Source organism: Acinetobacter sp. SW-226 (genome assembly GCF_055632855.1).
In genome coordinates this window covers 1,106,508-1,132,080 of the sequence record NZ_CM145752.1, presented here as the reverse complement: position 1 = coordinate 1,132,080, position 25,573 = coordinate 1,106,508, and the positions used below count along the sequence as shown (strand labels likewise).

Sequence of the window (25,573 nt, the reverse complement as noted above, 5' to 3'; positions counted from 1 at the left end):
TCTAACTATGGGACAGCAGTGCGAAATACGTCCCCTTTTATTTGCTACAGCAACATATTTTGCATTATTCAGTGAGAAAATTGGTTTGCCCATATTTGTATTCAACTGACATTTTCATAGTATTACCTTCGCGTTTCACCTGACCTGAACTTTGCATTGTCGAAAGCATGCTTTCAACTTCTTGATCAGACATCGTTATCCCGCCTTTTTGCAGATAATTATTCATGATGCGCGAGATCATATTTTTATCAAACTGAACATCTGCTTTATATTCCATCTCTGTACACGACAAATTTCACAGAACCCTTATCCTATCAGGATTCTGCCTTCTTAAAATTGCCAAAATTTCCTTAAACTCTTCTTTTTTCCCAAAACCAATTAAACGCTGAATCGCCATTTGAACATAGTCTAAACCATAGCGAAATAAACTCATTGAGAGTCGTCCATGCTTCTTTATTTTTATCGCTTTTTTTTGATCATGTTGCCATTCACCTGTTAAATAGCACCAACAGAAACCGATAGCTAGCACTGCTATCAATTTCTTGACTCGTCCAGGGTCTGTTAAACGAGTATTTTCAAGATTGAATCCACGTCCTTTGAGACAACTAAATAAGGTTTCGATTTCCCAGCGTAATGCATAATCACGAATAGCAGAAGCATTAAACATAGGAGAAACAACAAGTAAAAGTTCCCCATCTTCTAATCGTAGCGCACTAATATACAGTTTCACTCGACCAACCCAAATACGTCGTTTACGACATTCAGTTTGACCAACTTGAAGATGACGAAATAAATCACTAATTTTATGATTCCTGGCTAAGTGATTGGTCACAATAAAGTTTTTTTAACACGTATACAGAAGTTGATGTCATTTTCAATTAACCATGTAAACCATTTCTCACCGATAAATTCTCTGTCTGCGAACACATTCACAATACGGTCTTTACCAAAAATAGAGATAAAGCGTTGAATCAAAGCAATACGCTCTTTTGTATCTGAATTTCCACGTTTATTGAGCAATGTCCAAACAATAGGTATCGCTATTCCACGATAGACGATGGCTAACATCAAGATATTGATATCTCGTTTTCCCCATTTCCAATTGGTTCTATCTAAAGTCAGTTGCACTTTGTCGAATGAAAACATATTGAAAATCAACTGAGAAATTTGACGATAATCAAAATACTGACCTGCAAAGAAGCGTTGTATACGTCGATAAAATGATTGTGGTAAGCACTTGATGGGTAAGGCTTTAGATGCAGAAGAAAGATTACAGGTCTGTTTTACAATTAATGCAATCATAATCAGTGTAAAACATTTTACATGTGACTTGTTCCACTTTAGATATTTGTTTAAGATGAGATGTAACTCATTGAAATGTGTCATCATATTCGTCGTCAGAAAACAAGTATTATGCCATTATTTCAATGAGTTATCTATTTTTGTCGTGTACAGAGATATTCCATTAAACTTGGCATCATTTTCACCATTCCCATCACAGTCGATTGGTGACTCGGCATAATACGCCCCGTCACATTCGCCTGAGCAACACCATCTCCGATAGCAAACTGGTTCTCTTTGGATTCGAAGCGGAAACCTTCATTGATCACGGCTAATAAAGCAGGCTCCATATCTTTTTCCACAGTCTCTTTGGCTAAGCAACTATTTTCACTTTTCGCCACAATATCAAACAGCGCCTGCATTTTTTGTCGATTCACATCGAGTACATTAAAATTAAACTGTAGGTTTTGAATTGCAGGTGCGGCAGGCATTTTCATTTCATCTAAGCGTAGCATCATCTCAGTGTTTAAAACCCGATCCGTCAATTTGCTTTGCGTTTCTAGACTAAAATTTTTAATTTCAGCACTAATGGGTTTATTGATATCTCGATCTGACATTTTCAGCAGATCCATCTGGATTTTGCTTTCACCTGCTTCAAGATATTCGCCATTAAGCCCTTGGTTGGTTGCTAGCTTTAACCCCACCATTTGCATATGCATATTGGGCTCGGTGATCGTGAAATTTGGAATTTCAAGCTGTAAATCCAGTATCTTAAGCTGTTGTTCTATCGGCTTTGCCCGAAACCGCAACGTCATTGGATCTAATCTAGACTGGAATTGAGCTTCATTGCGGGTAATCACTGGTGTAGTCAATACACTATTCATGGTGCCTAACCAATTGACTTTCGTATCAACTTTGAGTGGTTCCTTCAACAAAGATTGGAGTGCTCCTGATGCCTGAGTAATTTTAATATCCGACTGGATCGCATACCCATTCCAACTACGCTGAATATTATCTTGACCACTTAATTTAACCACGTCTTTGGGTTTACACGGATCTGGTACTAATTCGGCACTCCATTTCGCACTCCCTTTTAAAGCACCCATTTGGAATTGTTGATACTGCAAATTCAAATTATTCGATTGTTTAGTGCCCTGTTGATAATAATCCTTTAAGCTTTTATCTGCATAAAGATTACCACCAACTGCGACCACAGCCAGCGTCAATATGCCCCCAACACCCCACTTTAATTGACTCATTTTATCTATCTCAATTTATTTACTTTTTATTAAAATAAATTATAAAGACAATTTTTAAATAAAGATAATTATTTTGCAAATAAAGCACTTAGATGCCATATCCATCACATAAATATGAAAACCTACGTCACATTTATGCTTAAAAATGTCACCTTCTAACACTTCTATCCCGCCATAAAAAACCCAGCCGAAGCTGGGTTTTTTAATCTCAACAAATAAAATTAATCATTTGAATGGTTAATTCATTTTTACTTTATCGAAGCTGAGTTGACCATCTTGCGCTGTAACAACAATATTGTCTCCAGCAACAAATTCACCAGACAATATTTTTTGCGCCAAACTATTCTCAACTTGCTGTTGGATGGCGCGTTTCAGTGGACGCGCACCATATACAGGGTCAAAACCAGCATCAATCAACAAATCAAAAGCATGATCATCGACTGTTAAACGCATGTCTTTTTCAACCAAACGAGCACGTAAACGATCCAACTGGATATCTGCGATACCTCGAATTTGTGCTTTTTTGAGTGAATGGAACACCACCAACTCATCAATACGATTGATAAACTCTGGACGGAAATGTTGCGTCACGGCATTCATGACTACTGCTCGCACTTCTTCATCAGATGGATTATCGCCCAACTCGCGTACATCACTTGAACCAAGATTAGATGTCATCACAATTACAGTATTTTTAAAGTCAACCACACGACCTTGCGAATCTGTTAAGCGACCATCATCCAATACTTGGAGCAAGATGTTAAACACATCTGGATGTGCCTTTTCCACTTCATCAAATAACACCACACTATACGGTTTACGGCGCACAGCTTCGGTTAAGACACCACCTTCTTCATAGCCCACATAACCTGGAGGCGCACCCACCAAACGGCTGACCGAGTGTTTTTCCATAAATTCAGACATGTCAATTCGAATCATGGCATCATCACTATCAAACAAGAAGTTTGCCAGTGCTTTAGTCAACTCTGTTTTACCAACACCCGTTGGACCCAAGAATAAGAACGAGCCGCTCGGTCGGTTCGGATCAGATAAGCCAGCACGCGAACGACGAACCGCATTGGATACTGCAACCACAGCCTCATTCTGCCCAACGACACGATTATGCAAGAACTCTTCCATATGGAGAAGTTTCTCACGTTCACCTTGCATCATTTTTGCCACAGGAATACCCGTTGCAGCACTAACAACTTCTGCAATTTCGTTGTCAGTAACTTTGTTACGTAGTAGTTTCGGCTCCTCTTTCTCCTCCACCACTTCTTCTTCATTGAGACGTTTTTCCAGCTCAGGAATCACACCATACTGAAGACGCGACATTTCACCCAAGTCATTTTCACGCTGCGCTTTTTGCAGCGCAATACGAGCCTGATCCAATTCAGCTTGAACTTGTTTGGTGCCTTCAACTAAAGTTTTCTCAGCTTTCCAAACTTCTTCCAAGTCATTGTATTCACGTTGAACTTCGCTAATTTGCTTTTCAAGATGAGCGACTTCCGCACGACTACCGGCATCTTCATCTTTTTTCACTGCTTCAAGTTGCAGTTTTAATTGAATCAAACGACGTTCAAGTTTGTCCAAAGCTTCTGGCTTAGAGTCCAGCTCCATTTTGATACGAGAAGCTGCTTCATCAATCAAATCAATCGCTTTATCAGGCAATTGACGGTCGGTGATGTAACGATGTGACATTTTCGCTGCTGCAATGATGGCAGAGTCTAAAATTTTTACACCATGGTGCACTTCATAGCGTTCTTTCAAGCCACGTAAAATCGCAATAGTGTCTTCTACACTCGGCTCATCGACCAAGACTTTTTGGAAGCGACGTTCTAATGCGGCATCTTTTTCAATGAATTGGCGATATTCGTCTAAGGTCGTCGCACCCACACAACGTAGCTCACCACGTGCGAGAGCAGGTTTTAGCATATTACCTGCATCCATCGCGCCCTCGCCCTTACCTGCGCCTACCAGTGTGTGTAATTCATCAATAAACAAAATGACTTCACCATCTTGTTTTGCTAAATCTTTCAATACTGCTTTTAAGCGCTCTTCAAACTCGCCGCGGTATTTAGCACCAGCAAGCAAAGACCCCAAGTCCAAAGATAAAACTCGTTTACCTTGTAAACTTTCAGGCACTTCACGGTTAATAATTCGCTGAGCTAAACCTTCTACAATTGCAGTTTTACCCACCCCAGGTTCACCAATCAACACTGGGTTATTTTTAGTACGACGTGACAACACTTGGATGGTACGACGAATTTCATCATCACGCCCAATAACAGGATCTAATTTCCCTGCCAATGCACGCTCAGTTAAATCAATCGTGTACTTATTCAGAGAATCGCGTTGATCTTCATGATTGTTGCTCATGACTTTCTCATCACCTCGAATTTTTAAAATGACTTGGCGCAGGTGGTCTGGTTTAACACCCACACTATTTAATAAGGTTTTGGTTGCACCTACTTCAGCTAAAGCTTGTATTACCCAATCAGTAGATAAAAACTCATCACCTGCTTTTTGCGCAAAACTATCTGCCAAATTCAATGCTTTGACTGCATCTGCACTGAGGTTGACATCACCTGTCGGATTCGACAGGGTTGGCGCATCAGCAAGGGCTTGCTTTAATTTGGCTTGTAATTCAGGCAGATTAGCACCTGCTTGTTGCAACAAACTCAGATTTGAGGTTTCTTCCAACAAGGTTGATAAAATATGAATTCCCTCAATTGCGGTATGGTCTTTCCCCATTGCAAGTGATTGAGCATCTGAAAGAGCTTGCTGTAAGCGGTTTGTGAATTTTTCAAATCGCATTCTTGTTTTCCTCACAACAAATTTTGAACTTGATGGATATATGGGAACGATTACTCAGAATTCAATTCAAATTTAATTAACTTTTCTACATTTTATTTTATTTTTCATTAGTTTGTCTTAACAATAAACAAATAGAACTTAATCATAATATGGGTTCACCATGTACATTTTTCAAGCATAAGCTTGCATTTTTTGTCAAAGCGAAATGGCCGATTGATTTAAATGGGCTAAACTTAAAATCATTTGATCAATTATTAGACAAACAAACAACTCTTTTTTCTATTTATCCATGTAACGAACTGTGTACCAGTTTACGGAATGAAAACAAAAGCGTGAAGCATGAAAAAGGCCGATCATCAGATCAGCCTCAAATGACTTAAAAGTCAGGGATTAATTTGCTTCAATAATCTCAAAATCATGGGTGATTTCTACGCCACCATCCATCAACATTTTGCTCGCAGAACAGTACTTTTCTGCCGATAATTCCACAGCTTTTGCGACTTGTTTTTCCTTCACTGCATGACCAGTAATCACGAAATGTAAGTGAATTTTTGTGAACACTGCGGGGATGCTATCTGCACGCTCTGCCTTGAGTTCACAGCGAACATCCGTTATTTCTTGACGTGATTTTTTAAGGATAGTCACGATGTCAAAAGAAGCACAACCTCCGAGTCCTGTCAGGATCAATTCCATTGGTCTTGGACCACGGTTTTCACCACCATATTCGGGTGAACCATCCATGATGACACTGTGACCACTTTGAGTTTTTGCTTCGAAAGCAACATTCTCTAACCAATGAACAGTTGTTTGCATTGCAACTACCTAAAAAAAGCTATAAATTGACGAAGTACCTGTACACTACCATAAATTGAGTTGATAAGGAATTTCAGCTCTGACTGTGTGACAAGTTCACTCTAGGTCTGTGCGATCTATAATTTATCCATTTTCGGAACCGTTAGCATGACTTCAAGCTTTTCACAATTAAGCACTGATGCGCTGTCTCCAGGTCAACTCCCAGAGTCAGTGAAAGCACTATTAAAACGCGCATATATTAATCGTTATCCAAAGCGCACAACGATCGTAGATGCTGGCTCAGAATCTAAATCGTTATATTTGATTTTAAAAGGTTCGGTCTCTATTATTTTGCGTGAAGACGATGAACGCGAAATTGTTGTTGCGTATTTAAATGCGGGTGACTTTTTTGGTGAAATGGGTCTATTCGAAGCAAATTCACAGCGTACTGCTGAAGTACGTACACGTGACGTTTGTGAAATTGCTGAAGTGACTTATGAAAACTTCCATGAATTGAGCAAACAATACCCAGACCTCAGCTATGCAGTTTTTGCACAGCTTGTGCGTCGTCTAAAAAACACCACGCGTAAAGTCACTGACCTTGCATTTATTGATGTTTCAGGTCGTATTGCACGTTGTCTTATTGACTTATCTGCTCAACCAGAAGCAATGATCTTACCTAATGGCCGTCAAATCCGTATTACACGTCAAGAGATCGGTCGCATCGTTGGTTGCTCGCGAGAGATGGTTGGTCGTGTTTTAAAAACATTAGAAGACCAAGGGATGATTGAGACTGATGGTAAAGCTATCTTAATTTTTGATGCCTCTTTAGAAGAATCCAAAGCCCATGCTGAAGATTATGATGACGAAGAATAAAATTTATTCTTCGTAGCTGATACAGCCAAAAGCAGATCTTCGGATTTGCTTTTTTTATGCCTTCAATTCGTAACTGCTTTGACAAAATCGTGACAAACTTTGTAAAAATAGTGATTTAACCTACTGTTGATAATTGTTTAATCTTATTCGACCCCAAAGCACAGTCCATAAAGGAAATGTTGAATGCAATTTAAACCCTTAGCCAATACAGGCATTTTGGTTCCTGAAATTTGTCTCGGCACCATGACCTTTGGTGAACAAAATACGCAAGCTGAAGCCTTTGAGCAACTTGACTATGCTTTAGCACAAGGCATCAATTTTTGGGATACTGCAGAAATGTATCCAGTTCCACCCAAGCCTGAAACGCAAGGCGCAACGGAAGTCATTATTGGACAATGGATTGCGCAGCGTGGGGGACGTGACAAACTTTTTTTAGCTTCTAAAATTGCTGGCCCATCTCAAGGTGGCAGTCATATTCGTGACGGACAAACCCGTTTTAATGCCAACGACATTTCTTCTGCTCTAGATGGCAATCTAAAGCGTTTACAGACCGATTATATTGATTTGTACCAATTACACTGGCCACAACGTCCGACCAACTTTTTCGGCAAATTAGGCTATGAAAATGATGAAGCTCACAGCACCAAAACCGTAACATCTCTAGAAGAAACTTTACTTGCGCTCGAAGCTGAAATTCAAAAAGGTCGTATCCGTTATATTGGTTTGTCTAATGAAACGCCATGGGGAACCATGAAATTTTTACAGATTGCAGAGCAACTTGGTCTGTCTAAATTTGTAAGTGTGCAAAACCCTTACAACTTACTCAACCGCACTTACGAAATTGGGATGTCTGAAATTGCGAAATATGAAGGCGTTGGTTTACTCGCCTACTCCCCACTCGCTTTTGGTTACCTCACAGGAAAATTCCGCAATGGTGCGCGCCCAGCGAATGCTCGAGTGACTCTTTTTAGTCGCTTTAGTCGTTATAGCAACCCTGAGAGTGAATGGGCAACGGAACAGTATGCTCAACTGGCTGAACAACATGGTTTAACACCTACACAACTGGCTTTAGCCTTTATCAAACAACAGTTCTTTGTGACCAGTACCATTATTGGCGCAACAAACTTAAACCAACTAAAAGAAAATATTCAAGCTTTTGAGATTGATTTATCAGAAGAGGTTTTACAAGGTATTCAAGCCATTCATCAGCAACAGCCAAACCCAGCACCCTAAGTCATACAAGAAAGCACTGCTTTGTTGTATGACTCAGACTATATCTGTACTGCTTCTATTGGGGTGATAAGTGTAATGTTTGAATCACTACTTCACCTGTCACAAATAATTTATTATTTTTTAAAATCCTAAACTGATATTAAAAAAGGACGCTTTAGCGTCCTTTTTTGCTCAAAAAGAAATTAACGTCTTTGATTATAAACTGCTTGTGCAGCGGCTAAGTTCTTACGCATCGCTTCAATACGCTGACTATTTGATGGGTGCGTCGAAAGGAATGAAGAACCACCAGCCCCATCGAGCTTATTCATTTTCTCCCATAAGCTAATTGCCGCTTGTGGGTTATAGCCTGCACGCGCCATCAACATTAAACCGCCCTCATCTGCGCGGCTTTCTAAGCTACGCGAATACGGCAGGCCAATACCAATCTGACTACCTAACTGCGCCGCAGCTGTCCCAGTTTGACCCACGCCAGCAGCACTGAGACCAATACCCAAAGCCAAGTCAGTTAATGCTTGCGCACCAACTTTACTCTTTGAATGCTCTTCTAAAGCATGCACCATCTCATGTCCCATCACTGCTGCAATTTCAGCATCAGTAAGGTTCAACTTATCCACAATACCCGTATAGAACACCACCTTACCACCAGGCGCTACATAAGCATTGACTTGATTTGACTTAAGTACAGCCAACTGCCAGTCAAATCGAGTGCCTGTTTGATTCATCTGATCAGCATAAGGCTTCAAGCGATTGAATACACCATAAATACGCTTGTACGTGCTCGATGAAGTGTCCAAAGTTTTGTTGGTTTTTGCTTCATTTACAGTTTTGTTAAAACCTTGAGTTGCTGCTGCATTTAAAGTTGCTGTATCCGCACCTGCAACCTCCGCAAAAGTTGCACAACCAGAAATGGTGACCACCGTTGCTGCGCACAGACTCATTAATATTTTATTTTTCATTATGGCTTAACTCCATCCATTTTAAAGCACTTCACATAATGTGTTGAATTATAATGAATAGATCTAAAGTGTTAAATATCATAAGCATGTTTTATCATAGCAATTATGTAAAAACAGCTTCATCACTATGCATATTCAACAAAGCCAAATTCACAACAAATGTCAGACTCCAAACTTAAAGTTATTACAGAAACTGAATCAGAAGCCAATAGACCAGACACAGAATATTTAAGCCCAAATATAGATGGCTTAATGGCTCAATTTTTTCTTCAAGCGTTTGACTTTTACGTTTAGCAAATAAAAATGCATTTTGAATAAGAATAATTGGCACCAAAATACAAGCAATAATCACAGACAGCCCAATCAGCGCACTATAAATAACATCAGGATCAGTGGTTTGCCCCTGAATAATCATCATCGCGATTGTTGGCGCACCACCCATAGCAAAAAGTAGTGAGTAAAAAATAGTTCCTGCGATATTCTTTTGCATCCTGCCTGCTCATCTGTTTATCTTGAATTTTATTCTAACAAGCACTTATACATGATGTCGTGCTTATTCATGCAACTTTAGTCTGGAAAACTATAGTAGTTCAACTGTTTATATCCATATTAAATATAAGCTTAATGCCTAACTTTCTCCTGTAACACCCATTAAAAAACCCTGCACAAAGGCAGGGTTTTTTAATGGGTGTTTAGCGCTTAAGCTTCAAACGGATGACGCAAGATAATTGTTTCTTCACGGTCTGGACCAGTAGAAATAATGTCGATTGGACATTCAATTAATTGCTCTAGGCGTTTAACGTAGTTGATTGCTGCTTGTGGTAACTGATCTACTGATTTCGCACCAAAAGTAGACTCAGACCAACCTGGCATCGTTTCATAAATTGGTTTTAAAGTTTCAAATGCCAACGCATCAGAAGAACCAACACAACCAGAATCAGCAGCTTCATAACCTACACAGATTTTCACTTCTTCTAGACCATCAAGAACGTCTAGTTTAGTTAAGCAAATACCTGAGAGTGAATTGACTTCCACAGAACGGCGTAAGATTTCCGCATCAAACCAACCACAACGACGTTGACGACCAGTAGATGCACCAAACTCAGAACCAATCGTCCCTAAGTGCTTACCAATAGCGTCACCTACGTCATTTGCAGCATCGTAAACCAACTCAGTTGGGAACGGGCCTGCACCGACACGTGTCGTGTATGCTTTTGTGATACCTAATACATAGTCAAGGTGTAATGGACCCAAACCTGAACCTGAGCTTACGCCACCAGCTGTGGTGTTTGAAGACGTTACATACGGGTATGTACCATGGTCAACATCAAGAAGTGAGCCTTGAGCACCTTCAAACATGATATTGTCACCATTTTTACGGTATTTATGCAACTCACCTGTAACATCAATCACGAGTGGTGCAACCACTTCACGCCATTGATCACAAAGCGCAAGCACATCTTCTAATTGAACTGCTTCTACACCGTAGAATTGGGTTAATTGGAAGTTATGGTATTCAAGTAATTCAGTCAGCTGAGCTTTAAGATGCTCACCACCACGTACCAAGTCTGCAACACGAATTGCACGGCGTGCAACTTTGTCTTCATATGCAGGGCCAATACCACGACCTGTTGTACCAATTTTTGCATTGCCACGCTTAATTTCACGTGCTTGATCCAATGCGATATGGTTTGGCAAAATCAATGGACAGTTTGGTGAAATACGTAAACGTTCTTTAACTGGCACGCCTTCTTTTTCAAGAATGTCCATCTCTTTGATGAGCGCTTCAGGAGAAAGTACAACACCATTACCAATTAAGCACAGTACGTTTTCACGTAAAATACCAGATGGAATGAGGTGTAATACAGTTTTCTTACCACCAACGACAAGTGTATGACCTGCGTTATGTCCGCCTTGATAACGAACGACCGCAGCCGCTTGATCTGTGAGCAGGTCGACGATTTTACCTTTACCTTCGTCGCCCCATTGGGTACCGAGTACCACAACATTCTTGCCCATAATAGCCTCATTGCATCATGCTGTTAAAATTGAAGAACTTTTCAGGCTTTAACTAACCTGAAGAAGTGATTAAATCTGTTCTACAGTCCATTGACCTGCAACATTCACCAATTGGTGCGTCGCATATGGAAGTGTAGTTAAATCATCCTGACCCAAAAGTTGAATCACGCTCATGCCTTTGGCACGTGTGTGTTCAATCGCTTGGAGCAAATCTGTTTGTGTTCCTTTCGGCGCAACAACTAAACTGTTTTGCTGAAAACGCCCTGCGCTAAGCGCATACAAGTCACAACTAAAACCTGTCGCTGGACGTGCACGACCAAAGTGCTCGCCAATTCCGTCATAACGCCCACCTTGTGCCAATGGCGCAGCACGATTAGGCGCATAAACAGCATACATTAAGCCCGTATGGTAGTGATATGAACGAAGTTCAACCACATCAATACCCATCTGTAGGTTTGGCCAACGCGCTTGAATTTCAGACTGTGTGGTTTTTAATGCGTCGAAAGCTTGCTTAAACTCAGCATCGGCAATCACTGCTGCACTTAAATGCGTTTGCAAAGCATCTAAGTCACTTGCATAACGCCCTAAAGTATAAAAGTCTGCACCAAAGTTCAAATCTTGAGTAAATTCAGCCAACTCTGGCAATGCTTTACGTTGATATAAATCAGAGAGTTGACGTTCAGTTGCTTTGTTTAAGCCTGCAACTTTCACCAAACTACGGAATAAGCCCACATGACCTAAGTCCAAGTGAATACCATCTGCAAAGCCTGCTTTCGCAAGTAAGCTAATCATCACGTCGATCAGTTCAACATCAGCATCAATGCTATCTGAACCAAATAACTCAGCACCTAATTGTAAAGGTGCACGTGTGGTATTAAAGCCTTGAGGTTTGGTGTGTAAAACGGTTCCTGCGTAGCAATAGCGAGCAACGCCTTCAACTGGATGTACATGCGCATCAATACGAGCCACTTGTGGTGTCATATCGGCACGCACACCAAGCAAACGACCAGATAACTGGTCAATGACTTTAAAAGTGGCTAAGTCTAAATCTTGATTCGATTCTGAAAGAGAAGATAACGATTCGATATATTCAATGAATGGCGTGTACACCAACTGATAACCTCGTGTTGCGAGGAAATCTAATGCTTGACGACGCAAAGTTTCAATCACTTGCGCCTGTTCTGGCAGTACATCAGCTACACCATCAGGTAATAACCATGTCTCTGAAATGGGCATGTTGTAAACCTAAAATCTTGTCAGCGCGGAACGAATCCGCATAAAAAAATCGGGGCACACCCGATTTCTCTTAGTCTATCACGATACAATGTACTGTGCATTAGACAATTTCGGAAAATTTAATTTATCGTTTTAACTTTAACAACCAGCGCGCTATAAAATCTGTTGCTTTTGAATCATTCATTCTTAACTAGATTTTAAATCATCTCAAAATCGCAACTCAAACGACTGCTGACTATACCAGAGCATGTCACATATTGAAAAAAATCATTTAAAACATTGTTTTATATTTTATTTCCCATTAACAGACTGCTTGCGAAAAAAGCAAGTTATTTTATACTCCTGCTCAATTCAACAGCAAGAATAAATACAACACCACATTATATAGACCATTTTAATCACACTATTTTCACTTGGGGAACGTTTGATGGAATTGCACAGCAACTTATATTACAAGCATGCAAATGCTCAAATCATGGCAAAATTAGACCGGCTGTTCCAAGAACATCGTGGTGATGCAGGCCAATTTACGACTTTAACCTGTGACATTAACCCTGAACATGGTGTTGAACTGGCTGAAGATATTTTAAATACGATTGATAACATCGAGTTTGATCTGGGTCCTGAGTCATTAGGCACTATTGCAGGCTATTCAGTTGCCCATTTTGTTCATGGCTCAGCAGGCGATGAGTTCATTGAAGCGATTTTATTCTTCTTAAAAGCCTTGCTTCCAGACATTCACACACAAGCATGGGGCTGTGGCGATGATGATCCGTGGGAGTTTTGGTTTAAGTTCGACGGAGACGAGCTTGTCCGCGAAGACGATGAACCGTTAAATGATCCGGAAGAAGATGAAGAAATTAAAGCCAGTATTTATGCATGGTGGCATGCAGATCTGCCTAAAGAAATTAAAGAAGGCTTTTTAAACGAAGAGTAAGTTGTCAATGCAAAAGTACTCGTCCAATCACTTGTGTACTTTTGCCTCAACATAGCAACTCAAATCTAAGAATTATGAGTTTAAATACTCATCTACTGACAGCACCGTCGAAAACATTTGAAATGCTGCTAAACATGCAGTCTGTACATCCTCTGCTTGCACAGTTTTATTGGCATAACTCAAATCACGTGTTGCTGTTGCATCTGCAATAACCACTGGATCATAGCCAAACTCCGCGGCAGCACGGGAAGTTGCATCTACACACATATGCGTCATCATGCCGCTAATCACTAATTTTTCAACACCAAACTGATCCAACACCGTCTTTAGATTGGTTTCAAAAAAACTATTCGGATAATGTTTTTCAACCACGATTGAGTCTGCTGTCAATTGCAAGCCTGAATGTAATTCAACACCAAACGTGCCCGCTTCAAAAAATGGGGCATTAGGTTGATTAAAAATATGCTGAATATAGATAATTGGCTGTTTATTTTTCAAAAATGCGTCTTCTAGAAGATTAATCTGCTTTAATGCTAGCTCAGCCTGATATAGCGCCATCTTAGCTTGTGGAAAATAATCATTTTGAACATCAATAATAACTAGTGCTGTTTTATTCATTTAAATCACCCTCTCATCTTCATTTCAGTCTGATGTATCAATGCCATAGAATAAGTAAAATAAACCGGCTCTTGCAGTTGAATATGAAAGAATGTATCTATAAATGTTTTCAGAGTGAAAGAACGATCATCTATGCTGGCAAATCAAGATCCAATTGACTTAAAAATCTTAAAGATTCTTAAAAATGACTCCCGATTAAGTCATAAAGACATTGGTGAATTGGTTCATCGCACAGGTCAAGCGGTAGGAAATCGTATTGCAAAAATGCAAAACGAAGGTCTCATTCAAAAATATACGGTTGATTTAAATTATGAGATGACCCAATTTATTCGAATCATGATGGAAAATAATCAATTTGGACAGTTTGAAACTTTTTTAGCACAGTTTGATCAAATTGAATATGCATATAAAGTTTGTGGCTCCGCATGCTATATGCTGACCTGCCACTTTCATCAAAGACAATTGAATGACTTTATTGAACAGCTCTCCGCATGGGGACAATATTCCGTAGACAGCGTAGTCAAAACGATTGAGCTATAAATTTAACTCACAACTAATCCTTTCACGTAGAAGCCCACAGAGTAGTGATCAAGTTTGCCAAGCGGAAAATCGCCTTTGATTTGCAGAACAGGTCTCTAATCACGCTTGCACTCAACTTGGATAATATACATCACGACTAAACCCGCTAAGCTAAGGGTAACTCAGTCGTTTGTTTAATATTTTGCAGCGGAATTTCTGTTTTTATACTTTGTATATTGGGAATTTTATTCAGACGGTGAATTTGAAACTGTCGATAGGCATCCAAATCTGCAACTACAATACGTAAAAAGAAATCACAATCCCCTGCCATTAAATGACATTCAACCACTTCTGGAACTTCACGAATCGACTCGACAAATTGGTTCACAGTTTGCGGATCCTGACTTTTGAGCCAAATCCGTGCAAATACGGTCAATCGCAAATTCACCTTAGCAGGATCAACCAACGCCACATAAGCCCGAATAATCCCATCTTCTTCTAGCTGCTTTACTCGTCTTAAACACGGTGAGGCAGACAGTCCAATGCGCTGAGCCAACTCATTATTTTGAAGTTTTCCATCGACTTGTAGTACTTGTAATATGCGCTTATCTGTTTGGTCCATAAATTCCATCCCTAAAGCATAATTTTGCTCATATTTAACCAATTAAAGCATATTATGCTAAATAACCCTAATATTAAGCTAAATAAAGTAAAAAATATCTTCGGAAAAACCCTAAAATTATTCACCTACCGCACTAAAACATAGCACGTATAGGCGATTTAAAATGCTCTCCTTTAGAAATACGACTCAGGAACTTAATGATTCCAGCGATTATGTCGAGTTTAAACGTGGAATTAAAACGTCTATCCCGATGCTGCTAGGTATTATTCCTTTTGCTTTGGTCTTGGGAACACAAGCCACTCAAAAGGGCTTTAGCCATTTAGAAGTCCCACTCTTTACTGGCCTAAACTTTGCGGGCGGTTCCGAATTTGCTGTGCTGGAGGTCTGGACCAACCCACCAAATTTTCTCGTTTTAATTTTCATTACTTTTCTAGTCAACAGCCGTCATTTACTCATGGGTGTAAGTCTCGTGCCCTATTTACGCCATTTACCCAATCGACAGGTTTTCCCTGCTCTGTTTTTCATGTGTGATGAAAGTTGGGCAGCAGCTCTTGCCGATGCAGAACAAAAGAAAAAATTTGGGCTACAACAGGCCTTTAGCATGTCTTACTACGCAGGCATCTGTTTTGCCCTGTACTTGATGTGGGTCAGTTTTACCAGTTTAGGTGCCATTCTTGGTCCTTTACTTGGAGATGTACACAGTTACGGTTTTGATATGGCCTTTGCTGCGGTATTTCTGGTTTTATTGCGTGGCATGTGGAAAGGCTTCAGCGCCGCACGCCCTTGGCTGGTTAGTCTCATTAGTGCAGCGATTGCTTATTTATATTTACCGACGGGTTGGTATGTGCCTATTGGGGCAATCTGTGGCATCGCCTCTGCTTTCATATTTATTCAGGAGGATGAGCTATGATTCACGGCACGACTCTTGTTGCAATTTTATTGGTTGCAGCCACCACTTATCTGACACGTATATTGGGCTATGTTTTGCTGAAAAATAAAACACTTACCAATAAACAGCGGAAAATTTTAGAAGTTGTCCCAGGCTGCGTACTGATTTCAGTGATTGCGCCTTATTTTGTGAAGGACAATATCGCAGATCTACTCGCTATTGCTATCACTTTGCTTGCAGCTTCACGCTTTTCACTCTTACCAACGGTTGTGATTAGTATGCTGAGCGCGGCATTATTGCGTACCGTGCTCATCTAAACTTAACTTTTAGCGTTCTGGTTGTACGGCTTTAGCAAGAATATTCACTAACTCAGCGTTTTGTAGCTCAACTTTTTGCAACTTAGAGGTGGTCTGCTCGATCACTTCCTGTTGCACATGCATCTTTTTTGCAAGATCTTGCATAATCTCTAAAGTCTTTTTTAAATTTTCTTCAAGATGGTGTACTTTTTCCTGAAGCTGATGTTGCTCTGCGTAGGGGTCAGTTTTATCTGTCTGATTTTTAAATTGAAACCAAATTAAAAACACCACTGCGACCGCCAACAGCAAAATAAATCCCCAAATTAAGATCAACATAAGCAGCACTCTTCTTTATTTTCGTTTATACACTCATCATACCCACAAGTCTGTATGCGGTCTATGTCTATCATCTTGTTTTCAGAGTAAAAGATACTGTAGAAAAGTCCTTTAGATTAATGACGCACTAAAAGATTCACACAAATCCAATAAGCGGTTTGCATAGCCCCATTCATTGTCATACCACGCAAAGACCTTGGCTTGATGCCCTACCACCATGGTTTGCGTTAAATCAACAATGAGTGAATATGGTGAATGGTTAAAATCCGAAGACACCAAGGGTTCATCGGTCACATCCATAATTTCACGGTAGTCTGACTTCGCCGCCTGAATCAACACTTCATTGATTTTATGATCGGTAATCGGTGTTTGCGAAATAAAGGTCAAATCAATTGCCGCCACATTAATGGTCGGTACGCGGATGGAATAACCATCAATACGATCGGCCATTTTTGGCATGACTTGTTTTAAAGCACCTAAAGCAGACGATGTAGTCGGGATAATGTTTTGACCTGAAGCACGAGCACGTCTTAAGTCCCGATGGGCATGATCCAATACAGACTGATCAGCAGTGACCGCATGAATTTCCGTCATGAGCGCAGTATCAATACCAAAAGCATCATCAATGATTTTAACCAAAGGCACTAAGGCCTGCGTAGTACATGACACACTGGAAATGATTTGGTCACTGACTTTCACCTCATGGTGATTCACCCCATACACAATTGCGGCATCAACCGAGTCAAAAGGTGCCGCGCCAATAATGACCCGTTTTGCACCTGCATGGATATGCTCTGTTGCTGCTTCACGCGAGCGAAATAAACCTGTGCACTCTAGAACCACGTCGACATGGAGACTGGCCCAAGGTAGATCTTGCGGGTTTGCCTGACACAATACTTCAACTTTGAGCTGCGCCTGATCTTTAGAAAGATGTAAATAAATTCTTTCATTTTCATAACTTAAATCGACTTTCCCTGGAAAGCGCCCATGAGTCGTGTCATATTTAAATAAATGCAATAAGGTTTCTACATCTGCCACATCATTTACCGCGACGATTTCAAACTGAAAGTTCTTTGGATTTTCAAACCAAGCACGTAATACATTACGTCCGATTCGACCAAATCCATTTATCGCCACTCGTTGCATGACTTGCCCTTATTTATAAAATGATGAAAGATAAAGCAGGCCTATATTAATGGATTTATATAGATTTGGTTAAGCTTTCTTTTTCTATGATTCATCAGTGAAGATGATGAATATGAACCCTTAAGTCACAAATTGACCCGCCTGACTAGAGCTATCAACCTGCTTTCTTTCTATCAAATGATATAAATATCCAACATTAACCAGCAAAATCAAAGAACGATTGAATACATAGAAATGTCATCAATTCGCCTTAAAGTGATTGGTGCAACATCCTTTTTCCGTTATAATTTGGCGTTTTAAAATTTTTAAGCCAGTAACTGAAGTCAGCGTATTTAGAATAAGACTTGCTTCAGCTACTATTAGCCAAATCGAAATTATGGAGTGACTTGGTTGTGAGTACTCGTTTTATGACATCAGCTGAAATTCGCGAAGCTTTTTTAAGCTACTTTGAATCGCAAGGGCATACACGTGTCGCGTCGAGTTCTCTAGTTCCCGCCAACGACCCTACTTTGTTGTTTACCAACGCGGGTATGAACCAATTTAAAGATTGTTTCTTAGGCCTAGAAAAACGTGATTATGTACGTGCGGTGTCTTCACAAAAGTGTGTCCGCGCAGGTGGTAAACATAACGACTTAGACAACGTCGGTTATACCGCACGTCACCATACTTTCTTTGAAATGTTAGGTAACTTCTCATTTGGCGACTACTTCAAACGTGATGCAATCAAATTTGCGTGGGATTTTCTAACAGGCGAAGCTTGGTTAGCACTGCCTAAAGACAAACTCTATGCAACGGTTTACCACACTGACGACGAAGCATTTGACATCTGGAACAAAGAAATTGGTTTAGATGCATCTCGTATTATTCGTATTGGCGACAACAAAGGCGGTCAATACGCATCAGATAACTTCTGGGCAATGGGTGATACAGGTCCTTGTGGTCCTTGTTCTGAAATCTTCTTTGACCATGGCGACCATATCTGGGGTGGCTTACCGGGCACACCTGAAGAAGATGGCGACCGTTTCATTGAAATTTGGAATAACGTTTTCATGCAGTTCAACCGTACTGCGGATGGCGTATTGCACCCTCTTCCAGCGCCTTCTGTCGATACAGGCATGGGCTTAGAGCGTATTTCTGCTGTTTTACAACATGTTAACTCTAACTACGAAATTGACCTATTCCAGCACTTACTCAAAGCGGCCGCTGAAATTATTGGTTTAGATACCGCAGCACTTGAAGCAAAAGCACACGAAAAAGGTACACCAGTTCAGTACCCTGCTTCACTTAAAGTAGTTGCCGATCACGCACGTTCATGTTCATTCCTAATTGCGGATGGTGTAAACCCATCAAATGAAGGTCGTGGTTATGTACTACGCCGTATTATCCGTCGCGCAGTTCGTCATGGTAACAAGCTCGGTGCAACTGGCTCCTTCTTCCATAAAATGTTGCAACCTTTAATTGAAGTGATGGGTCAAGCTTATCCAGAACTTGAAGCACAGAAAGTCCGTATCGAAGCACAATTACTGAAAGAAGAAGAACAATTTGCTAAAACCTTAGAGCAAGGTTTGAAATTGCTTGAAGGCGAATTGGCTCAACTGAAAGGTTCAGTGATTCCAGGTGAAGTGGTGTTTAAACTGTATGATACTTACGGTTTCCCAACTGACCTGACTGCTGACATCGCACGTGAACGTGATTTGACCATTGATGAAGCAGGCTTTGAAGTTGAAATGGCTGCACAACGTCAACGTGCACGTGATGCAGGTAAATTCGCGATTGACTATAACAGCGTAGTTAAAGTTGAAGGCGAAACTCAGTTTGACGGCTATGACGCAACGGTTGGCGAAGGTCAAATTATCGCAATCTACAAAGATGGCGAACAAGTTGATGAAGTGGTTGAAGGTGACGAAGCTCTCATCGTACTGAACCAAACCCCGTTCTATGCAGAAAGCGGCGGTCAAATTGGTGACACAGGTATTTTCAAAAATGACACGGGTATTTTTGAAGTCCAAGACACCAAGAAATCGGGTGGTGCTTTTGTACACCAAGGTATCGTGACAGTCGGTAGCATTAAACTTGCTCAACATGTAGAAGCAACAGTCAAAGCAGACATCCGCGCTGCAACTGCCCGCAACCACTCTGCAACTCACCTTTTGCATGCTGCACTACGTCAAATCTTAGGTGAACACGTACAACAAAAAGGTTCATTGGTTGCATCTGACATCTTACGTTTTGACTTTGCCAATGATCAGCCCGTTTCGTTTGAACAACTTCAAGAAATTGAACGTCTTGTAAACGCTGAAGTAATTGCCAACACTACAGTTTCTACTGAGCTTTTAGACATCGAATCTGCGAAAGCAAAAGGCGCGATGATGTTGTTCGGTGAAAAATATGGCGATGAAGTTCGTGTCCTTTCAATGGGTTCAATCATTGAAGAAAAAAACTTCTCAATTGAGCTGTGTGGTGGTATTCACGTTAAACGCACGGGCGACATCGGCTTGTTCAAAATCACTTCTGAAGGTGGTGTAGCTGCAGGTGTACGTCGTATTGAAGCGGTAACAGGTACAAAAGCCATTGAAGTTGCTCAAAAAGCTGACCGTGATATCAATACCATCAATGGTTTATTGAAAGCTCAAAAAGACCAAACTTTAGAAAAAGTTGAAGCTTTAGTCGACACTGCATCAAGCTTGCAAAAACAAATTGAGCAACTCAATCAAAAACTTGCCAGCTTCCAAGCTGCTGAACTGCTTAGCCAAGTTCAAACGCTTGCGGGTCGTCAAACGCTGATCACGACTGTTCAAAACATGGATGCGAAATCACTTCGCAATCTACATGACGGTGTGAAATCAAAATTAGAAAATGCAGTCATTGTCCTTGCAGGTGTTGAAGGTGACAAAGTCAGCCTGATTGCATCTGTAGCAAAAGACTTTACTGCTTCTATTAAAGCAGGTGACATCATCAAACATCTAGCAACTGAGCTCGGTGGTAAAGGTGGTGGCAAACCTGACTTAGCACAAGGTGGCGCGCCACTAAACGAGAAGTTTGCAACAGTGATGGCAGATTTAGCTGCTTGGCTTGAAGCGAAATAAAACTTCACCTTTTGTGTAACTGACCTTGAATGATGCATTCAGGGTCATGGTTTATATGGAACAACTATGGCATTAATCGTTCAAAAATATGGCGGTACCTCTATGGGTACTCCAGAGCGCATTTTAAATGTTGCTCGTCGTGTAAAGCGTTGGCATGACCACGGCCACAAGGTTGTAGTGGTTGTATCAGCAATGAGTGGCGAAACCAATCGTCTACTTGCTTTAGCGAAAGCCATTACCGAAACCCCTGACCCACGAGAATTAGACCAAATGGTTTCTACGGGTGAACAGGTAACGATTTCAATGTTAGCTATGGCGCTCAATTCTATTGGCGTTGAAGCTAAGTCGCTCACTGGTCGCCAAGTCGGCATTAAAACGGACAGTTCATTTACCAAAGCACGTATTGAGTCAATTGATACAGATGTGATGACTGAACATTTAGATGCAGGCCGCGTTATTGTAGTTGCTGGTTTCCAAGGCTTTGATTTGAATGGCAACACAACAACACTTGGCCGTGGTGGTTCAGATACTTCAGGTGTAGCCTTAGCTGCTGCATTAAAAGCAGATGAATGCCAAATCTACACAGACGTAGATGGTGTTTATACCACTGACCCACGCGTTGCGCCAAAGGCGAAAAAAGTAGACCGCATTTCATTTGAAGAAATGCTGGAAATGGCATCACTTGGTTCTAAAGTTCTACAAATTCGCTCGGTTGAATTTGCGGGCAAATACCAAGTGCCTTTACGCGTATTATCAAGTTTTGATAATGACGATGATGGCGCATTCGACGAAGAATTTAAGAAAAACGTCGGAACACTAATCACCACTGAGGCGGAAGACAACATGGAACAACCAATTATCTCTGGTATCGCATTTAACCGTGACGAAGCTAAACTTACGATTTTAGGTGTTCCTGATGAACCAGGTATTGCATCTAAAATTTTATCGCCAATTGGTAATGCCAACATTGAAGTGGATATGATTATCCAAAATGTTGAAGAAGACGGTACGACTGACTTCACCTTCACAGTAAACCGTGGTGAACTTGCTAAAGCAACAAAAATTCTTGAAGAAACCGCTCAAGCTATTGGTGCTCGCGAAGTTGCTACACGTGATGACATTGTTAAAGTGTCAATCGTAGGTGTAGGTATGCGCTCTCACGCAGGTGTTGCAAGTAAGATGTTTACTGCTCTTGCTGATGAAGGCATCAACATTTTGATGATCTCAACATCAGAAATCAAAATTTCTGTGATTATTGAAGAAAATTACTTAGAACTTGCTGTTCGCTCTTTGCACACGGCTTTCGGTTTAGACCGTGAACATGGCGAGTCAAGTGCCCGTGCTTAAGTAATCGAGTGAAAAACTTGTCATTGTCTGACAGTTTTTGCAAAAGACTACAAAATTTCAGAGCCACTATAGTTTTTTCTATAGTGGCTCTGTTATATTAAACCCGAGGCTTTCTTAAATTTAAACCTATGTTATGCCAAATACCGCTAGACATTAAAAAAAACAGAATGTCATGTAGTTGTATTGAACATTTGTTTAAATTTTTTTAAATACAAAAAATTATGTATTTATTTTAGTACAACTGCAGGTTTAGCGTTTTGCAAGGAGATAAACATGCTGATTTTGACCCGACGTGTCGGTGAAACATTAATGATTGGGGATCAAGTAAGCGTTACTGTGCTTGGTGTCAAAGGCAACCAAGTTCGTATTGGTGTCAATGCTCCCAAAGAAGTATCTGTACATCGTGAAGAGATCTATCAACGCATTCAGCATGAACGTGCTATGCATGAGCACCTTCAACATCTGGATCAGGATTACCAACCTGCTTATGAAGATGATGGTGCACAGCAGAACAACTACAACCGTTAAGGTTGAAGTTTTCTGACATAAAGCGGCTCGATCAGCCGCTTTAAATTTTTATGGCATCTTTTTTTGCTCAAGTGCCTCGATCACTTTCTTTACTGGTCCAAAACTACGGCGGTGTTCATCAATCACCCCATGTTCAGCAATCGCTTCAAAATGTGCCTTAGTTGGATAACCTTTGTGTTTGGCAAAACCAAACTGTGGGTACTTGCAATCCAATTCAATCATTTGATGGTCACGTGTCACCTTCGCCAGAATACTCGCTGCTGAAATTTCAGCATGTAAAGCATCCCCTCCAATGATTGCTTCACAACTCATGCTCAAGCCTTGTGGGATTTTATTACCATCAACCAAGACATGGTCAGGTTGCACTGCCAGCTTCTCCACTGCACGGCGCATCGCAAGTAATGAAGCTTGTAGAATATTGATTTCATCAATTTCAGTGGCACTTGCTTCTGCAATTGCCCAAGCCAGTGCTTTTTCCTGAATTTCAACGAAGAGTTTCTCTCGTTTTTTTTCAGTCAATTTTTTAGAGTCATTTAAGCCCTGTATGGGATTATTCGGATCTAATATTACCGCAGCTGCAACGACCGAACCCACTAAAGGGCCACGCCCTGCTTCATCTGCACCAGCAATTTGCATATTCTACTCTCATAAAAAAATGGCTGATAACAGCCACTCTCAATATTAATAACAATTTCTTGCGTCTAGTTTAACACTTCGGATGCACAGGTGGCGGTAGTTTTAGTTGTTGCTAAAGCGGTATAGGTCGCCTTTGCTTTAGGATCAATCGCGGCCAAGGCCAGTTGCTCTTTGGACAAGACCTTTGGTGAGTTCTCACCTACACAGTTACATACTTCACGTTTTTTCTTTTGTTTTTGATCGTCAGAAAACAACTTACTCGTCATAAGCCAAGTGGGATTATTTTCAATTTCATCCATACATTTTGCATGAGACGCCATTTTAATGACAGAAAAACCATCTGAGTTTGAACTCGATAATGGATTCGACACACAAGCAGTCAGCAAAACAGAGCTGAATAAACCCATGATTAATTTATTATTTTTCATACATATATACCTTTTTTATTGATCAAATAATGCTTCAATTTTTATTATTCAGTTCAATATAAAAGATAAATAAATAAAAGTACAAAAGATTGATCAAGAAGTTCGAATTCATCTCACCTCTTGACCTGCCACTCAGTGATTAATTGACCGCTTCAGCCACACATGCATTGATGGTCTTCGTCACAGCATTGCTAATAATTGTTGTACGAGCTGCTGGATCAATCGCTGCCGTTGCAACATCAACTGCTGTAATATTTTGTGGAGCTTTATCACTCACGCAACCACAAATTTCAGTTTGGATATCGGCTTTTTGATCTACTGTCATAAGTTTAGTCGCAGTTTTCCATGCGGGTAAATTATTCAGCTCAGTGGTGCATTTTGCATTAATGGCAATTTTGAGCGCCGCTGTACCTAACTGTTGAGTTGTGGTTTCAGCCGTTGACGGAGTACCTGTCGTGGTACATGCTGAGAGAACCAAAGCCAAAGGGGCTAACATTGCGACACATTTTTTCACTGATTTATCCTTTTCTTGCAGTTAAAATTCAGCGTATTGTGCCGAAGATTCTCGCATTTCGGAAATACTATTTCGTAAATGCACCGATCATACTTAATCCATTGCATAATTTTAGATCATTCGCACCACTCATCTAAACAGCGTTGCAGAATTTCAACGCTATGTTGCATCTCGTATATTTTTGCAATATCTATAGTTCTATAAAATAGCGCAACATAAAAATGGATGTGAATCTAATGAACACAGTAAATACCCATTACACGCGTACCGCTCAAGTTCTACATTGGCTGATGGCAATTATCTTTATTGCCGCTTGGCTGATTGGGTTTTATAGCGGAAATTTCTTAAGTTATGATGTGGATGGTAGCTTTAAGGGAGATGTCATCACCCTGCATAAAAATATTGCCACCACGATTATTTTTCTGGTGGTGATTCGTATCTTTTGGCGCTATACCCACCCTGCGCCTAAACTGCCTGATAGTATGTCCCCGCTAATGCAAAAACTGGCACACCTTGGTCATTTGGCTTTATATTTCATTTTGTTGGCTTTGCCAATTACTGGTTGTTTATTTAGTTGGAGTGCTGGACACCCTGCACCGGTTTTGTACCTTTTTGAAATTCCCCGTTTAGTACAAGACAATCCAGAGTTACTCGCGATCGTAAAACCTTTACATATTTGGATTTCATGGGCAGCTGGATTACTGTTGGTAGGTCATATTGCAGCAGCGCTGAAACACCACTTTATAGATAAAGATAACGTATTAAACAGCATGACCAAACAAGCAAAGTAATACCAAGTTGAATCAGCCTAAAAGCATCAATCTGTTGCTTTTAGGACTTCATCCACCACGCATCCTTTAAGCGTATTCAATACGCCCTGTTGTACTACCTGTTTTTTGACTTGCTCATCAACCACTGCATGTAATAAGGTTGTTGCGGGAATATCCTTTAATGCATTTTCACCCACGCAGCCACAAATTTGTGTTTGGAGTTGATTCTTTTTTTCTTCACCAATCAATGCTGTACTGACTTTCCATAAGCGTGTCGACTCCAACTCTACACCGCACTGATATACCACCACTGGCTTTAATAACTTTTGAGTTAGCCCTGTATCTGTTTTAAGTAAATAAACTGCAAAAAGTGCAAAAATAACCACAAGCAATGCAATGATTTTTTTCATATCGACCTCACATAAAAAAGAC

At 40.5% G+C, this 25,573-nt stretch carries 27 protein-coding genes; 10 read left to right on the top strand and 17 right to left on the bottom strand.

Annotation, left to right across the window (positions count from 1 at the left end; translation table 11 throughout):
• Nucleotides 1–64 precede the first annotated feature (64 nt).
• The 5 genes from ACZ8ZH_RS05355 to ACZ8ZH_RS05335 all read right to left on the bottom strand — a co-directional run bounded on the left by ACZ8ZH_RS05355 (nucleotide 65) and on the right by ACZ8ZH_RS05335 (nucleotide 6,170).
• A complete protein-coding gene (locus ACZ8ZH_RS05355) occupies nucleotides 65–193 on the bottom strand; it encodes a hypothetical protein (protein WP_470247871.1) in 129 nt (42 codons plus the stop codon).
• Nucleotides 194–295: 102 nt separating this feature from the next.
• Nucleotides 296–1,386, bottom strand: a protein-coding gene (locus tag ACZ8ZH_RS05350) for an IS4 family transposase (protein WP_470247926.1) whose coding sequence is annotated in 2 segments (ribosomal slippage) — nucleotides 296–846 and nucleotides 846–1,386 — 1,092 coding nt in all. Because the reading frame shifts where the segments join, the coding sequence is not laid out codon by codon here.
• 50 nt (nucleotides 1,387–1,436) lie between these two features.
• Complete coding sequence (locus ACZ8ZH_RS05345) at nucleotides 1,437–2,540, bottom strand: DUF945 family protein (RefSeq protein ID WP_470247870.1); 1,104 nt, start codon at nucleotides 2,538–2,540, stop codon at nucleotides 1,437–1,439.
• Between the two features lie 237 nt (nucleotides 2,541–2,777).
• Nucleotides 2,778–5,357, bottom strand: a complete 2,580-nt coding sequence (gene clpB, locus ACZ8ZH_RS05340) for an ATP-dependent chaperone ClpB (RefSeq protein WP_086207846.1) — start codon at nucleotides 5,355–5,357, stop codon at nucleotides 2,778–2,780.
• 390 nt (nucleotides 5,358–5,747) lie between these two features.
• Entirely contained in the window at nucleotides 5,748–6,170 is a 423-nt protein-coding gene (locus tag ACZ8ZH_RS05335) for an OsmC family protein (protein ID WP_004982311.1), read from the bottom strand.
• A gap of 147 nt (nucleotides 6,171–6,317) precedes the next feature.
• Between ACZ8ZH_RS05335 and crp the strand changes: the two genes are divergently transcribed.
• Entirely contained in the window at nucleotides 6,318–7,025 is a 708-nt protein-coding gene (gene crp, locus ACZ8ZH_RS05330; protein WP_086207848.1) for a cAMP-activated global transcriptional regulator CRP, read from the top strand.
• A 183-nt stretch (nucleotides 7,026–7,208) separates the two neighbouring features.
• Nucleotides 7,209–8,258: an NADP(H)-dependent aldo-keto reductase gene (locus tag ACZ8ZH_RS05325; RefSeq protein WP_119063028.1), complete on the top strand. Its 1,050-nt coding sequence runs from the start codon at nucleotides 7,209–7,211 to the stop codon at nucleotides 8,256–8,258.
• A 182-nt stretch (nucleotides 8,259–8,440) separates the two neighbouring features.
• Here the strand turns inward: ACZ8ZH_RS05325 and ACZ8ZH_RS05320 are convergent, their stop codons facing one another.
• From ACZ8ZH_RS05320 to ACZ8ZH_RS05305, 4 genes are all read right to left on the bottom strand, one after another.
• Complete coding sequence (locus tag ACZ8ZH_RS05320; protein WP_086207849.1) at nucleotides 8,441–9,214, bottom strand: M48 family metallopeptidase; 774 nt, start codon at nucleotides 9,212–9,214, stop codon at nucleotides 8,441–8,443.
• Nucleotides 9,215–9,398: 184 nt separating this feature from the next.
• Nucleotides 9,399–9,704 carry a hypothetical protein gene (locus ACZ8ZH_RS05315; RefSeq protein ID WP_086207850.1) on the bottom strand — a complete coding sequence of 102 codons (306 nt, stop codon included), beginning with the start codon at nucleotides 9,702–9,704 and terminating at the stop codon, nucleotides 9,399–9,401.
• Nucleotides 9,705–9,913: 209 nt separating this feature from the next.
• Nucleotides 9,914–11,233, bottom strand: a complete 1,320-nt coding sequence (locus ACZ8ZH_RS05310; protein ID WP_086207851.1) for an adenylosuccinate synthase — start codon at nucleotides 11,231–11,233, stop codon at nucleotides 9,914–9,916.
• Nucleotides 11,234–11,302: 69 nt separating this feature from the next.
• Nucleotides 11,303–12,469: an ATP phosphoribosyltransferase regulatory subunit gene (locus ACZ8ZH_RS05305; protein WP_086207852.1), complete on the bottom strand. Its 1,167-nt coding sequence runs from the start codon at nucleotides 12,467–12,469 to the stop codon at nucleotides 11,303–11,305.
• A 427-nt stretch (nucleotides 12,470–12,896) separates the two neighbouring features.
• Between ACZ8ZH_RS05305 and ACZ8ZH_RS05300 the strand changes: the two genes are divergently transcribed.
• Nucleotides 12,897–13,406, top strand: coding sequence for a hypothetical protein (locus ACZ8ZH_RS05300; RefSeq protein ID WP_086207853.1), 510 nt, complete (start codon nucleotides 12,897–12,899; stop codon nucleotides 13,404–13,406).
• A 72-nt stretch (nucleotides 13,407–13,478) separates the two neighbouring features.
• Here the strand turns inward: ACZ8ZH_RS05300 and ACZ8ZH_RS05295 are convergent, their stop codons facing one another.
• Nucleotides 13,479–14,024, bottom strand: coding sequence for a cysteine hydrolase family protein (locus ACZ8ZH_RS05295; RefSeq protein WP_119063029.1), 546 nt, complete (start codon nucleotides 14,022–14,024; stop codon nucleotides 13,479–13,481).
• A gap of 132 nt (nucleotides 14,025–14,156) precedes the next feature.
• Between ACZ8ZH_RS05295 and ACZ8ZH_RS05290 the strand changes: the two genes are divergently transcribed.
• Nucleotides 14,157–14,564, top strand: a complete 408-nt coding sequence (locus tag ACZ8ZH_RS05290) for an Lrp/AsnC family transcriptional regulator (RefSeq protein ID WP_119063030.1) — start codon at nucleotides 14,157–14,159, stop codon at nucleotides 14,562–14,564.
• 145 nt (nucleotides 14,565–14,709) lie between these two features.
• Here the strand turns inward: ACZ8ZH_RS05290 and ACZ8ZH_RS05285 are convergent, their stop codons facing one another.
• Nucleotides 14,710–15,165 (bottom strand): Lrp/AsnC family transcriptional regulator, encoded by a 456-nt coding sequence (locus ACZ8ZH_RS05285; protein WP_086207856.1) that lies wholly within the window; start codon nucleotides 15,163–15,165, stop codon nucleotides 14,710–14,712.
• Between the two features lie 163 nt (nucleotides 15,166–15,328).
• Here ACZ8ZH_RS05285 and ACZ8ZH_RS05280 point away from each other — a divergent pair, with 163 nt between their 5' ends.
• Nucleotides 15,329–16,075 carry an AzlC family ABC transporter permease gene (locus ACZ8ZH_RS05280; RefSeq protein WP_119063031.1) on the top strand — a complete coding sequence of 249 codons (747 nt, stop codon included), beginning with the start codon at nucleotides 15,329–15,331 and terminating at the stop codon, nucleotides 16,073–16,075.
• Complete coding sequence (locus ACZ8ZH_RS05275) at nucleotides 16,072–16,371, top strand: AzlD family protein (RefSeq protein WP_119063032.1); 300 nt, start codon at nucleotides 16,072–16,074, stop codon at nucleotides 16,369–16,371. Before ACZ8ZH_RS05280 ends, ACZ8ZH_RS05275 begins: the two co-directional genes overlap by 4 nt.
• A 9-nt stretch (nucleotides 16,372–16,380) precedes the next feature.
• Here ACZ8ZH_RS05275 and ACZ8ZH_RS05270 read toward each other — a convergent pair whose 3' ends face one another.
• Both ACZ8ZH_RS05270 and ACZ8ZH_RS05265 read right to left on the bottom strand, forming a co-directional pair.
• The gene (locus tag ACZ8ZH_RS05270; protein ID WP_086207859.1) at nucleotides 16,381–16,686 is read right to left on the bottom strand and encodes a hypothetical protein; all 306 of its coding nucleotides are present in this window, start codon (nucleotides 16,684–16,686) and stop codon (nucleotides 16,381–16,383) included.
• Between the two features lie 111 nt (nucleotides 16,687–16,797).
• The gene (locus tag ACZ8ZH_RS05265) at nucleotides 16,798–17,832 is read right to left on the bottom strand and encodes a type I glyceraldehyde-3-phosphate dehydrogenase (protein WP_086207860.1); all 1,035 of its coding nucleotides are present in this window, start codon (nucleotides 17,830–17,832) and stop codon (nucleotides 16,798–16,800) included.
• A 392-nt stretch (nucleotides 17,833–18,224) separates the two neighbouring features.
• On the opposite strand from ACZ8ZH_RS05265, the gene alaS reads away from it, so the two are divergent.
• The 3 genes from alaS to csrA all read left to right on the top strand — a co-directional run bounded on the left by alaS (nucleotide 18,225) and on the right by csrA (nucleotide 22,793).
• Nucleotides 18,225–20,918, top strand: coding sequence for an alanine--tRNA ligase (gene alaS / locus ACZ8ZH_RS05260; protein ID WP_171405781.1), 2,694 nt, complete (start codon nucleotides 18,225–18,227; stop codon nucleotides 20,916–20,918).
• A 66-nt stretch (nucleotides 20,919–20,984) separates the two neighbouring features.
• Nucleotides 20,985–22,265 carry an aspartate kinase gene (locus tag ACZ8ZH_RS05255; RefSeq protein ID WP_086207862.1) on the top strand — a complete coding sequence of 427 codons (1,281 nt, stop codon included), beginning with the start codon at nucleotides 20,985–20,987 and terminating at the stop codon, nucleotides 22,263–22,265.
• Between the two features lie 273 nt (nucleotides 22,266–22,538).
• Nucleotides 22,539–22,793: a carbon storage regulator CsrA gene (csrA, locus tag ACZ8ZH_RS05250; RefSeq protein WP_086207863.1), complete on the top strand. Its 255-nt coding sequence runs from the start codon at nucleotides 22,539–22,541 to the stop codon at nucleotides 22,791–22,793.
• A 48-nt stretch (nucleotides 22,794–22,841) separates the two neighbouring features.
• On the opposite strand, the gene rnhB is transcribed toward csrA, so the two are convergent.
• The 3 genes from rnhB to ACZ8ZH_RS05235 form a co-directional block, all read right to left on the bottom strand.
• Nucleotides 22,842–23,429, bottom strand: coding sequence for a ribonuclease HII (gene rnhB, locus ACZ8ZH_RS05245; RefSeq protein ID WP_119063034.1), 588 nt, complete (start codon nucleotides 23,427–23,429; stop codon nucleotides 22,842–22,844).
• A 65-nt stretch (nucleotides 23,430–23,494) separates the two neighbouring features.
• Nucleotides 23,495–23,857: a hypothetical protein gene (locus ACZ8ZH_RS05240; protein ID WP_119063035.1), complete on the bottom strand. Its 363-nt coding sequence runs from the start codon at nucleotides 23,855–23,857 to the stop codon at nucleotides 23,495–23,497.
• Between the two features lie 139 nt (nucleotides 23,858–23,996).
• Entirely contained in the window at nucleotides 23,997–24,371 is a 375-nt protein-coding gene (locus ACZ8ZH_RS05235) for a hypothetical protein (RefSeq protein ID WP_086207866.1), read from the bottom strand.
• 236 nt (nucleotides 24,372–24,607) lie between these two features.
• Between ACZ8ZH_RS05235 and ACZ8ZH_RS05230 the strand changes: the two genes are divergently transcribed.
• Nucleotides 24,608–25,162: a cytochrome b gene (locus ACZ8ZH_RS05230; protein WP_119063036.1), complete on the top strand. Its 555-nt coding sequence runs from the start codon at nucleotides 24,608–24,610 to the stop codon at nucleotides 25,160–25,162.
• Between the two features lie 26 nt (nucleotides 25,163–25,188).
• Here the strand turns inward: ACZ8ZH_RS05230 and ACZ8ZH_RS05225 are convergent, their stop codons facing one another.
• Nucleotides 25,189–25,551 (bottom strand): hypothetical protein, encoded by a 363-nt coding sequence (locus tag ACZ8ZH_RS05225; protein ID WP_110975379.1) that lies wholly within the window; start codon nucleotides 25,549–25,551, stop codon nucleotides 25,189–25,191.
• Nucleotides 25,552–25,573: the final 22 nt, after the last annotated feature.